The organism is Modestobacter sp. KNN46-3, from assembly GCF_011039295.1.
The window spans coordinates 1-11,842 of record NZ_JAAKGN010000150.1; the positions used below are offsets into that span (position 1 = coordinate 1).

Genomic DNA, 11,842 nt, shown 5'->3' on the forward strand with positions numbered 1-11,842 from the left:
ACCGCCTGGCTCAACCAGAACGGCTACGACGCGGTGAACGTCGGTGGCGGGATGGGCGAGTGGGACGCGGCCGGCCGGCCCATGGTGAGCGAGACCGGCCGCCCGCCCTACGTCGTCTGAGCGGCCACGACCCGAGGGGCCGAAGTCGCGACTTCGGCCCCTCAGTCGTTGACCGGGTAGTCGGCGAAGCGTGAGCGCAGGTCCTTCTTGGAGAACTTGCCGACGCTGGTCTTGGGCACCTCGTCGATGAACTCGACCGCCTCGGGCAGCCACCACTTGGCCACCAGCGGGGTGATGTGGTCGATGATCTCCTGGCCGGTCACGGTCTCGCCCTCCCTGACGACGACGCAGGCGAGCGGCCGCTCGTCCCACTTCGGGTGCGGGATGCCGACGACGGCGGCCTCCTTCACCGCCGGGTGGCTCATGATCGCGTTCTCCAGGTCGACCGAGGAGATCCACTCACCCCCGGACTTGATCAGGTCCTTGGTGCGGTCGGCGATCCGGATGTTGCCGTCCTCGTCGAGCGCGGCGACGTCGCCGGTCTTCATCCAGCCGTCCGGGGTGGTCAGCTCCACCCCGGCGTCGGGCCGGTAGTAGTCCTTCGCGCACCACGGGCCGCGGACCTGGAGCTCACCGGTGGCCTTGTCGTCCCAGGGCTGCTCCTCCAGGGTGTCCGCGTCGACGATCCGGGCCTGCACGCCGAACAGCGGCAGGCCGGCCCGGGCTCGCCGTTCGGCCTTGGTGCCCTCGTCGGCGTCCGCCCAGCGAGCCGACAGCGTGCCGCCGGAGGCGACCGGGTGCGTCTCCGTCATGCCCCACGCCTGGTACAGCGGGAGGCCGACCTGCTCGCGGTAGGCCTCCGACAGCGCCTTGGGCACGGCGGAGCCGCCGCAGCCGATCTTCCGCAGCCGGTGGGTGCGGCCGGCCAGGTGCGGCAGCGCGCCCTGGAAGATCGTCGGCACCCCCGCGGTGAAGGTGACGCCCTCGTCGATGATCAGGTCGGCCAGCGCCTGCGGCTGCATCATCGCGCCGGGGAAGACCATCGCCGCACCGGACGCGGGGGCGGCGTGCGCGATCCCCCAGGCGTTGGCGTGGAACATCGGCACGATCGGCATCGCGACGTCCTCGACGCCGATGCCGAAGCCGTTGGGGGAGACCACGGCCATCGTGTGCAGCACCGTCGACCGGTGGCTGTAGACGACGCCCTTCGGGTTGCCCGTCGTGCCGCTGGTGTAGCACATGGAGGCGGCTGCGTTCTCGTCCGTGGTGGTGAACTCGACCGGCTGCGCGTCGGCCAGGAGCGTCTCGTAGTCGAGCACCCGCGGGTCGTCGGGCACCTCGTTGTCGCCGCCGTCGTCCATCACCACCACGTGCCGGACGGTCGTCATCGTGTCGATCAGCGGCCACAGCAGGGGCAGCACGGTGCGGTCGACGAAGACGACCTCGTCCTCGGCGTGGTTGGCGATGTAGGTCAGCTGCTCGGGGAACAGGCGCACGTTGAGCGTGTGCAGCACCCGCCCGGTGCAGGGGGCGGCGAAGTACAGCTCCAGGTGGCGGGCCGAGTTCCAGGCGAACGTGCCGACCCGGCCGTCGGCGCTGATCCCCAGGGTGTCCAGCACCCCGCCCAGCCGGCGGGTGCGGTCGGCCCACTCGGCGTAGGTGGTGCGCACCTTGCCGCTGGGGTTGTTCGTGACGATCGGGACGGCGCCGTGGTGCTGCTCGGCGTGCCGGAAGATCGTGTCGATGGTCAGGGGGACGTCCTGCATCAGCCCACGCATGGCCGCATGGTGCCAGTGACCGAGCTCACGTTCTACCCGTGGACGCCGCCCGCCGACGACGCGCCGGCCCACCCCCCCCCGGACAGGGGGGCCGCCATCGCCTCGGAGCAGGCCGGATGCGGGGTGAACGGCCCGTTACGCGACCGTGACGATCCAGTTCGGGTGACGGGCTTGACGGACCGGGGTTGTTAGCGCTCACACTGTCTCAGCCCGCAGCGGCGGGCCTGCGCCAATCAGGGGGCAGATGTCTCGAAGGAGAGATGTGGCAGTGAACAAGAAGCTCGGACTGACCGCCCTGGGCGCCTCGCTGGCGCTCACCCTCAGCGCATGTGGTGGCGAGGGCGCCGGCAGCACCAACGACACCGAGAACGCAGCTCCTGAGGACCTCACGATCGGCGTCTCGATGCCGACCGAGACCTCCGAGCGCTGGATCGCCGACGGCGCCAACGTCGAGGACCAGCTCGAGGGGGCCGGGTACCAGGTCGAGCTGCTGTACGCCGGTGACGACATCCCGACCCAGTCACAGCAGATCGACCAGATGATCGCCCAGGGCGTCGACGCACTGATCGTCGCGGCGATCGACGGCACCGCGCTCAGCGCACAGCTGCAGAACGCGGCCGACCAGGACATCCCGGTGATCAGCTACGACCGGCTGATCCGGGAGACCGAGAACGTCGACTTCTACGTCAGCTTCGACAACTTCAAGGTCGGCGTCGCGCAGGGCACCGCCCTGCTGACCGGCCTCGGCATCACCGACGAAGAGGGCAACCCGACCGGGGCCACCGGGCCGTTCAACGTCGAGCTGTTCGCCGGCTCGCTGGACGACAACAACGCCGGCTTCTTCTTCGACGGCGCCATGTCGGTCCTGCAGCCCTACATCGACAACGGCACGCTCGTCGTCAAGTCCGGCCAGACGAGCATCGAGCAGGCCGCCACGCTCCGCTGGTCGCAGGAGACCGCCCAGCGGCGCATGGAGGACCTGCTCACCTCCAGCTACAACGACGGCTCGGTCGTCAACGGGGTCCTCTCGCCCTACGACGGCATCTCCCGCGGCATCATCACCGCCCTGCAGAACGCCGGGTACGGCCCGACGCAGGACGCGCAGCCCAAGCCGATGCCGGTGATCACCGGTCAGGACGCCGAGATCGCGTCGGTCAAGCTGATCGCCGACAACGTCCAGGACTCCACGGTCTTCAAGGACACCCGGCTGCTGGCCGAGCAGGCCGTCGCCGCCGCCACGGCCTACCTCGAGGGCGAGGAGCCGGAGGCCAACGACACCGAGACCTACGACAACGGTGTCAAGGTCGTCCCGTCCTACCTGCTCCCGATCGAGACGGTCTACCAGGACGACATCCAGTCGGTCCTGATCGACTCCGGCTACTACACGGCCGAAGAGGTCGCCGCAGGTCAGACGGACTGACGTCCGTCCCCCAGTCCCGGCCGGGTCCGGCAGCATGCTGCCGGACCCGGCCGGCTCCACCCCACCTCCGGCCGGACGCCGGCGGACGGGGTGTCCGCAGGCGCACACCCCGAGTGGTCGACACTCAGCCCACCCATCCCTTGTGAACGACGAGGACGACGGAGTCCATGGACGACAACATCCTGGAGATGCGCTCCATCACCAAGACCTTCCCCGGCGTCAAGGCGCTGGAGGACGTCTCGCTGACCGTGCGACGCGGTGAGGTCCACGCGATCTGCGGTGAGAACGGCGCGGGCAAGTCCACGCTGATGAAGGTGCTCTCCGGCGTCTACCCGGCCGGCAGCTACGACGGTGAGATCGTCTTCGACGGCGACGTCTGCCGGTTCTCCGGCATCCGCGACAGCGAGCACGTGGGGATCGCGATCATCCACCAGGAGCTCGCGCTGGTGCCCTACCTGTCGATCGCGGAGAACATCTTCCTGGGCAACGAGCGCCGCGGCCGCGGCGGCCTGATCAACTGGCACAAGGTCAACGCCGAGGCCAGCGAGCTGCTCGAGTCCGTGGGCCTGCACGAGAACGCGATCACCCCCGTCGGGCAGCTCGGCGTCGGCAAGCAGCAGCTCGTGGAGATCGCGAAGGCGCTCTCCAAGGACGTGAAGCTGCTCATCCTCGACGAGCCCACTGCAGCGTTGAACGACACCGACTCCGCGCACCTGCTCGGTCTGATCCGCAAGCTCCAGGATCGCGGGATCACCTCGATCATCATCTCGCACAAGCTGAACGAGATCACCGCGATCGCCGACAACGTGACGATCATCCGGGACGGGAAGACCGTCGAGACGCTGAGCCTGCACGCCGGCGAGGTCACCCAGGACCGGATCATCCGCGGCATGGTCGGCCGCGACCTGGAGTCCTACTACCCCGAGCGCGAGTCGCACCCGGGCGAGGAGGTCCTCCGCGTCGAGGACTGGACGGTCAAGCACCCGACCCAGGAGCGTCTGGTGGTCGACCACGCCGACTTCTCGGTGCGCGCCGGTGAGGTCGTCGGGATCGCCGGGCTGATGGGCGCCGGGCGCACCGAGCTCGCGATGAGCATCTTCGGCCGCTCCTACGGCCGGCTGGTCTCCGGCAAGGTCTTCATGCACGGCAAGGAGGTGAAGACCCGCAACGTCACCGAGGCGATCGACAACGGCATCGCGTACGCGACCGAGGACCGCAAGAAGTACGGCCTCAACCTGATCGAGGACATCCGGCGGAACATCTCCGCCGCCGGCCTCGGCAAGCTGTCCCGCCGTGGCTGGGTGAACAGCAACGAGGAGACCAAGGTCGCCGAGGCCAGCCGGAAGAGCATGAACATCAAGGCGCCCAGCGTCTCGTCGATCGTGGGCAAGCTCTCCGGCGGCAACCAGCAGAAGGTCGTCCTGTCCAAGTGGCTCTACACGGACCCGGACGTGCTCATCCTCGACGAGCCCACCCGTGGCATCGACGTGGGCGCCAAGTACGAGATCTACACGATCATCAACGACCTCGTGGCGGCCGGGAAGGCCGTCGTGGTCATCTCGTCCGAGCTGCCCGAGCTGCTCGGCACCTGCGACCGCGTGTACACGCTGTCCGCCGGCCGGATCACCGGTGAGGTGCCGGTGCGTGAGGCCACCCAGGAGAGCCTGATGGCACTCATGACCAAGGAGAGGGAGCTCGCAGCATGACCAAGACCGTTCCTCCGCAGGAGGGTCAGACCCCGCCGAACGCGGACTTCACGCCCACGCCGGCCGGGCAGAGCGGTTCGGGCAGCATGCGCGAGCTCCTCCGCAGCAACCTGCGGACCAGTGGCATCTACGTCGCCTTCGTGGCGATCGTCGCCCTCTTCGCGTTCCTGACCGACGGCACTCTGCTCAGCGCCGGCAACATCACCAACCTGGTCCTGCAGTACTCCTACATCCTGGTGCTGGCCATCGGCATGGTCATCGTGATCATCGCCGGGCACATCGACCTCTCCGTGGGGTCGGTGGTCGCGCTCACCGGTGCCGTCTCCGCCGTGCTGGTCATCCAGCAGGGGTGGCCGTGGTGGGCCGGTGCCCTGGCCGCGATCGCCGTCGGCCTGGCCGTCGGCGCCTGGCACGGGTTCTGGGTCGCCTACGTCGGCATCCCGGCGTTCATCGTCACCCTCGCCGGCATGCTGCTGTTCCGCGGGCTGACGCTCCAGGTGCTGGACAACGTCTCGCTGTCCCCGTTCCCGGCGGAGTACCGCGAGGTGGCCAGCGGGTTCCTCAACGGCCTGCTCGGCGGCTACGGCTACGACGCCTTCACCCTGCTGATCGGCGGGGTGGCGGTGGCCGGCTACGCGATCAGCGGCTGGCGCTCCCGCGCCGCCCGGGTCCGCTACGGGCAGCCGGTCGAGTCGATGGCGCTGTTCATCGCCAAGGTCATCGCCGTCGGCGTGGTCGTGATGGCCTTCGCCTGGCAGCTGGCCAACGCCCGCGGCCTGCCCATCGTGCTGATCATCCTGGGTGTGCTGGCCATCGCCTACGGCCTGATCACCAAGAACACCGTGTTCGGGCGTCAGGTCTACGCGATCGGCGGCAACCTCTCGGCGGCGACGCTGTCCGGCGTCAAGGTGCGGGCCGTCAACTTCTGGATCTTCGTCAACATGGGCTTCCTGTCCGCGGTGGCCGGGATCATCTACTCCTCCCGCTCGAACGGCGCCCAGCCGGCGGCGGGGGAGATGTTCGAGCTGGACGCCATCGCCGCTGCCTTCATCGGCGGTGCGGCGGTGACCGGCGGTGTCGGCACCGTGGTCGGGGCCATGGTGGGCGGTCTGATCATGGCCGTCATGAGCAACGGCATGTCGCTCCTGGGCGTCGACCAGTCGATCCAGTCGGTGGTCAAGGGCCTCGTGCTGCTGCTGGCCGTCGCCTTCGACGTCTACAACAAGCGGCGCGCCGGAGCGTCCCGCTGACGTAGGTCGCGGAGCCACCAAGTCGAGGGCGGCACCGGCGCCGTCCTCACCTCGAGGACGGCATCGGCGCCGCCCTCTGCTGAAGGGGGAACCGTGCTGCCCGATGGAGCGCCGCGCGCATCGGCACTGTCCGATGTCGCCGTGCACGCCGGTGTCTCGCACCAGACGGTGTCCCGGGTCGTCAACGGGCACCCGAACGTGGCCCCGGCGACCCGGGAACGGGTGCAGCGGGCGATCACCGAGCTCGGCTACCGGCCGAACACGGCGGCCCGCGCCCTGGTCACCGGGTCCACCCGCTCGTTCGGCCTGGTGACCTCGCACATCAACCAGTACGGACCGGCGCAGACGCTGCTCGGGCTGGAGAAGGCCGCCCGGGCGGCCGGCTACTCCCTCGGGGTCGCCATCCTCGACGACGACAGCGAGGCGGCGATGCGCGAGGCGGTCGACCGCTTCGTGGCGCAGTCCGTCGATGCGGTGGTCGCGCTGTCCACCTACGGCCAGGCGGTCGAGGCGCTGCGGCGGTTCGAGGCGCCGGTACCGCTGATCGCGGTGCAGGTGGGCCGGGACTCGTCCCGGCCCACCGTGTGGGTCGCCCAGGAGGTGGGGGCTGAGCTGGCCACCCGTCACCTGCTCGAGCTCGGGCACCGCACCGTGCACCACGTCACCGGGCCGCCGGACTCGCTGGAGGCCCGCGGGCGGATGGTCGGCTGGCGCCGCGCACTGGAGGACGCCGGCGCACCGGTCCCGGAGCCCCTGCACGGTGACTGGTGGCCCTGCTCGGGGCACGCGGCCGGCCGCGAGCTGGCCGCCCGGGTGCGCGCCGGGCAGGACGACGTCACCGCCGTCTTCGTCGCCAACGACCAGATGGCGCTGGGCCTGCTCAGCGCCCTGGCCGACGCGGGGCTGTCGGTACCGGACGACGTCAGCGTCGTCGGCTTCGACGACGTGCCCGAGTGCGCGTACTTCACCCCGCCGCTCACCACGGTGCGGCAGGACTTCGCCGAGCTGGGCCGCCGCGGGGTCGAGCTCGTGCTCGCCCGGCTGCGCGGGGAGCCGCTGGAGTCCCAACCGGTCCTGCCCCAGCTGGTCGTGCGGCGGTCCACCGGACCGGCCCGGCAGACGGTTTGACGGAGCTCGTTGTTAACGCTAACAATCCATCCGGTGCCGCGTCCCGCGGCGAACCGGTTCGCTGGGACCAGGCCCGTCACGGTGGGCGGAAGGGGCTCCTGACATGACGATGGACGCCGGCACGGCGATCACCTCGGGTCGCACGGCCTTGGGGATCGAGTTCGGATCGACCCGGATCAAGGCGGTGCTGATCGGGCCGGACCACGCCCCCCTCGCCGTCGGCAGCCACGACTGGGAGAACCAGTTCGTGGACCGGCTCTGGACGTACTCGCTGGACGCCGTCTGGGCCGGGGTGCAGCAGAGCGTCTCGGCCCTCGCCGAGGACGTACGGCGGCGCCACGGGGTCGAGCTCTCCGGGGTCGGCGCGCTCGGCGTCTCCGCGATGATGCACGGCTACCTGGCGTTCGACGCCGAGGGCGAGCTGCTCACGCCGTTCCGCACCTGGCGCAACACGAACACCGGCCGGGCAGCCGAGCGGCTCAGCGCGGAGTTCGGGTGCAACATCCCGCACCGGTGGAGCGTCGCGCACCTCTACCAGGCGATCCTGGACCACGAGGAGCACGTCGGCCGGCTCGACCACCTGACCACCCTGGCCGGGTACGTGCACTGGCAGCTCACCGGCGAGAAGGTGCTCGGCATCGGGGACGCCAGCGGCATGTTCCCGATCGACTCCGCCGGGGGCTACGACACCACGATGCTGACCCGGTTCGACCAGCTGGCCGCCGAGGCCGGGGTCGAGCTGAGCCTCGCCGGGCTGCTGCCCGGCATCGCCCGCGCCGGCCAGCCGGCCGGCACGCTCACCGAGGCGGGCGCGCGGCTGCTCGACCCGAGCGGGCGGCTGCGCCCCGGCGCCCCCGTCTGTCCGCCGGAGGGGGACGCGGGCACCGGGATGGTCGCCACCAACTCGGTCGCCCCGCGGACCGGCAACGTCTCCGCCGGCACGTCGATCTTCGCGATGGTCGTGCTCGAGCGGGAGCTCGCCCAGGTGCACCGCGAACTGGACCTGGTCACCACGCCGGCCGGTGACCCGGTGGCGATGGTGCACTGCAACAACGGCGCCAGTGAGCTGGATGCCTGGGCCGGGCTGTTCGCCGAGTTCGCTCGCGCGCTGGGTGCCGACGTCGACTCCTCGACCGTCTTCCAGACCCTCTTCACCGCCGCCCTGGGCGGCGCGAGCGACTGCGGCGGGATGCTCGCCTACAACTACCTCTCCGGTGAGCCGATCACCGACTTCGAGGAGGGCCGCCCGCTCTTCCTGCGGTCCCCGGACAGCCGGTTCGACCTCGGCACCTTCATGCGGACGCACCTGTTCGCCTCCCTGGCCACGCTGAAGATCGGCATGGACGTCCTGCAGAAGACCGAGGGCGTACGGCTCGACCGGATGTTCGCGCACGGCGGCCTGTTCAAGACCGAGGGTGTGGCGCAGCGCTTCCTGGCTGCCGCCATCGACACCCCGGTCTCCGTCGGGGACGTCGCCGCGGAGGGCGGCGCCTGGGGGATCGCCGTCCTGGCCGCCTTCGCCGCCGGGCGCTCGCCGGAGCAGGAGCTCGCGGACTACCTGGACGCCGAGGTCTTCACCGACGCGAGCCTGACGACCGCCGACCCCGACCCCACGGACGTCGCGGGCTTCGAGGCGTTCATGCAGCGGTACGTCGCCGCACTCCCGGTGCAGCGGGCCGCCGTGGACCACGTGGACGTCGGCCATCGGCCGGCCGCACCGCAGACCGAGACCACCTCTGCCGCCGAGACCGAGGAGCAGCCGGCATGACCACCACCCCGACCCGCACCGAGCAGGGGACGCTGCGCGCCCAGCGCGAGCACGTCGCCCACCTGCACACCTACCTGACCCGCTACGAGCTGGTCACCTGGACCTCGGGCAACGTGTCCGAGCGGGTGCCCGGCGAGGACCTGTTCGTCATCAAGGGCAGCGGCGTCGAGTACGACCAGCTGACCTGGGAGGGCATCACCGTCTGCGACCTCGACGGCAACGCCGTCGACGGCGTCCGGGCCCCCTCCAGCGACACGGCGGCGCACGCCTACGTCTACCGGAACATGCCCGAGGTCAACGGCCAGGTGCACACGCACAGCACCTACGCCGCGGCCTGGGCGGCCCGGCACGAGGAGATCCCCTGCGTGCTCACGGCGATGGCCGACGAGTTCGGCGGGCCCATCCCGGTCGGGCCGTTCGCGCTGATCGGCGACGACTCCATCGGCCAGGGCATCGTCGAGACCCTGCAGGGGCACCGCTCGCCGACGGTGCTGATGAAGAACCACGGCGTCTTCACGATCGGCCCCTCGGCCAAGGCCGCCGTCAAGGCCGCCGTCATGACCGAGGACGTCGCCCGCACCGTGCACCTCTCCCGCCAGCTGGGTGAGCCCAAGCCGATCGCGCAGGCGGACATCGACTCGCTGTACGCGCGCTACCAGAACGTCTACGGACAACGATGAGCACGAAGGAGCAGCAGGTGGCATTCGAGGGTTCGGAGATCTGGTTCCTCACCGGCAGCCAGGGGCTGTACGGCGAGGAGACCCTCCAGCAGGTCGCCGAGCAGTCGCAGCGGGTCGCCGCGACGCTGGACGGCGCCGACGCCGTCCCGGTCCGGGTGGTCTGGAAGCCGGTGCTCACCGACGCCGGTGCGATCCGGAAGATGATGGGCGAGGCGAACGAGGACCCGAACTGCCTCGGCGTCATCACCTGGATGCACACCTTCTCCCCGGCGAAGATGTGGATCACGGGGCTGGACGCGCTGCGCAAGCCGCTGCTGCACCTGCACACCCAGGCCGACGCCGCCCTCCCGTGGGCGACGATCGACATGGACTTCATGAACCTGAACCAGGCCGCCCACGGCGACCGCGAGTACGGCTTCATGCTCACCCGGCTGCGCACGCCGCGCACCACCGTCTCCGGCCACGCGAGCAACCCGCGGGTGCAGGCCCGGGTCGGTTCCTGGGCCCGTGCCGCCGCCGGTGCGGCCGCCGCCCGCGGCCTCAAGCTGGCCCGGTTCGGCGACAACATGCGGAACGTCGCGGTCACCGAGGGCGACAAGGTCGAGGCGGAGATCCGCTTCGGCATGTCGGTGAACACCTGGGGCGTCAACGACCTGGTCGAGGTGGTCGAGCGCGTGGGCGACTCCGCCGTCGACGCGGTCATCGCCGAGTACGGCGACCTGTACGAGATGGACGCCGACCTGCGCCCGGGTGGCGAGCGGCACGACAGCGTCCGCTACCAGGCCAGGATCGAGGTGGCGCTGCGCCAGTTCCTCACCGAGGGCGGCTTCGGTGCGTTCACCACCAACTTCGAGGACCTCGGTGGCCTGCGCCAGCTCCCCGGCCTGGCCGTGCAGCGGCTGATGGCCGACGGCTACGGCTTCGGCGGCGAGGGCGACTGGAAGACCTCCGCCCTGCTGCGGGTGCTCAAGGTCGCCGCCCAGGGACTGCCCGGCGGTACGTCCTTCATGGAGGACTACACCTACGACCTGGCCTCGGAGACCCCGAAGATCCTCGGTGCCCACATGCTCGAGGTGTGCCCGACGATCGCCGGGGACAAGCCGCGGCTGGAGGTGCACCCACTCGGCATCGGCGGCCGCGAGGACCCGGCGCGGCTGGTGTTCACCGCCGCCCCCGCCGCCGGCATCACGGTGGGCTGGTGCGACCTGGGCGACCGGTTCCGCTGGGTGGCCAACGAGATCGACGTCGTCGAGCCGTCCGAGCCGCTGCCGAACCTCCCGGTCGCCCGGGCGGTCTGGGAGCCCCGGCCGGACTTCGAGACGGCGACCGAGGGCTGGCTGACCGCCGGCGGGCCGCACCACACGGTGCTGTCCACCCAGCTGGGGGCCGACGAGCTGACCGACCTGGCCGAGGTGTTCGACACCGAGCTGGTGCTCATCGACGCCGACACCACCCGGCGCAGCCTGGCCAAGGAGCTGCGCTGGAGCGCGGCCTACCACCGGCTCAACCAGCGCCTCTGAGCGCCTGACGCACGACGCCCCGCCCGGTTCTGCGGGCGGGGCGTCGTCGTCTCACCTGTAGTTCCGGGCGACGCCGTCGAGCAGCGCGGTGAACGCCTCGGCGGCGGTGACCTCGCCGTCCTGGTCGGCCGTGGCGTCGAGCACCCAGGTGCCCTTGCCGCGGGCGTCGGGGACGGCCAGCTGGAACGACGCCTGGTCGACCGAGCTGCACCGGATCAGCACGCCGCCGTCGGCGACGTCGGCCCGGGGGCAGGGGGTCGGATCGCCCTGGGGCACCCAGTCGAACGCATCGCGGGCGACGTCGGCGGGCGTCGTCCCGTCGCCCAGGAAGCCGACGCGCACCGTGAACGGGTAGTCGATGGTGTCGTGCAGCAGCGGTACCGGCGCCCAGGTGCATGCGCCGGGCAGCGTGCCGGTCCAGTAGCTCATCCGGGGCCCCAGCGCAGCGGAGAGGCCGTCGGACAGCACCGGGCAGGTGGAGAGGTCGTCCGCGGTGTCCCGGCCCGGGTACGGCTTGGGCTCCGGCAGCCACCGGTCCCACTCGGTGGGCGAGGGGAACGCCAGGGACGACGGCAGGGCGCCGACCACCCGG

At 70.9% G+C, this 11,842-nt stretch carries 9 protein-coding genes; 7 read left to right on the forward strand and 2 right to left on the reverse strand.

The annotated features are described in order from the left end of the window. Positions 1–161: 161 nt before the first annotated feature. The gene (locus tag G5C62_RS21955; protein ID WP_164702678.1) at positions 162–1,778 is read right to left on the reverse strand and encodes a long-chain fatty acid--CoA ligase; all 1,617 of its coding nucleotides are present in this window, start codon (positions 1,776–1,778) and stop codon (positions 162–164) included. Between the two features lie 268 nt (positions 1,779–2,046). Between G5C62_RS21955 and chvE the strand changes: the two genes are divergently transcribed. From chvE to araA, 7 genes are all read left to right on the forward strand, one after another. Next, on the forward strand, positions 2,047–3,198 hold the full coding sequence (gene chvE / locus G5C62_RS21960) for a multiple monosaccharide ABC transporter substrate-binding protein (RefSeq protein WP_206330784.1): 1,152 nt from the start codon (positions 2,047–2,049) through the stop codon (positions 3,196–3,198). Positions 3,199–3,365: 167 nt separating this feature from the next. Further along, positions 3,366–4,904, forward strand: coding sequence for a multiple monosaccharide ABC transporter ATP-binding protein (mmsA, locus tag G5C62_RS21965; protein WP_036335385.1), 1,539 nt, complete (start codon positions 3,366–3,368; stop codon positions 4,902–4,904). Then, complete coding sequence (gene mmsB / locus G5C62_RS21970; protein ID WP_164702680.1) at positions 4,901–6,154, forward strand: multiple monosaccharide ABC transporter permease; 1,254 nt, start codon at positions 4,901–4,903, stop codon at positions 6,152–6,154. The genes mmsA and mmsB overlap by 4 nt, the downstream gene beginning before the upstream one ends. 93 nt (positions 6,155–6,247) lie before the next feature. Continuing rightward, complete coding sequence (locus G5C62_RS21975) at positions 6,248–7,282, forward strand: LacI family DNA-binding transcriptional regulator (protein WP_164702681.1); 1,035 nt, start codon at positions 6,248–6,250, stop codon at positions 7,280–7,282. Positions 7,283–7,385: 103 nt separating this feature from the next. Continuing rightward, positions 7,386–9,050, forward strand: coding sequence for a xylulokinase (locus G5C62_RS21980; RefSeq protein ID WP_164702682.1), 1,665 nt, complete (start codon positions 7,386–7,388; stop codon positions 9,048–9,050). Beyond that, positions 9,047–9,730: an L-ribulose-5-phosphate 4-epimerase gene (locus G5C62_RS21985; RefSeq protein WP_164702683.1), complete on the forward strand. Its 684-nt coding sequence runs from the start codon at positions 9,047–9,049 to the stop codon at positions 9,728–9,730. Before G5C62_RS21980 ends, G5C62_RS21985 begins: the two co-directional genes overlap by 4 nt. Beyond that, the gene (gene araA, locus G5C62_RS21990; RefSeq protein WP_164702684.1) at positions 9,727–11,250 is read left to right on the forward strand and encodes an L-arabinose isomerase; all 1,524 of its coding nucleotides are present in this window, start codon (positions 9,727–9,729) and stop codon (positions 11,248–11,250) included. Before G5C62_RS21985 ends, araA begins: the two co-directional genes overlap by 4 nt. 51 nt (positions 11,251–11,301) lie before the next feature. Here araA and G5C62_RS21995 read toward each other — a convergent pair. Beyond that, the coding region (locus G5C62_RS21995) for a hypothetical protein (protein ID WP_164702685.1) at positions 11,302–11,842 on the reverse strand (541 nt) is incomplete at its 5' end.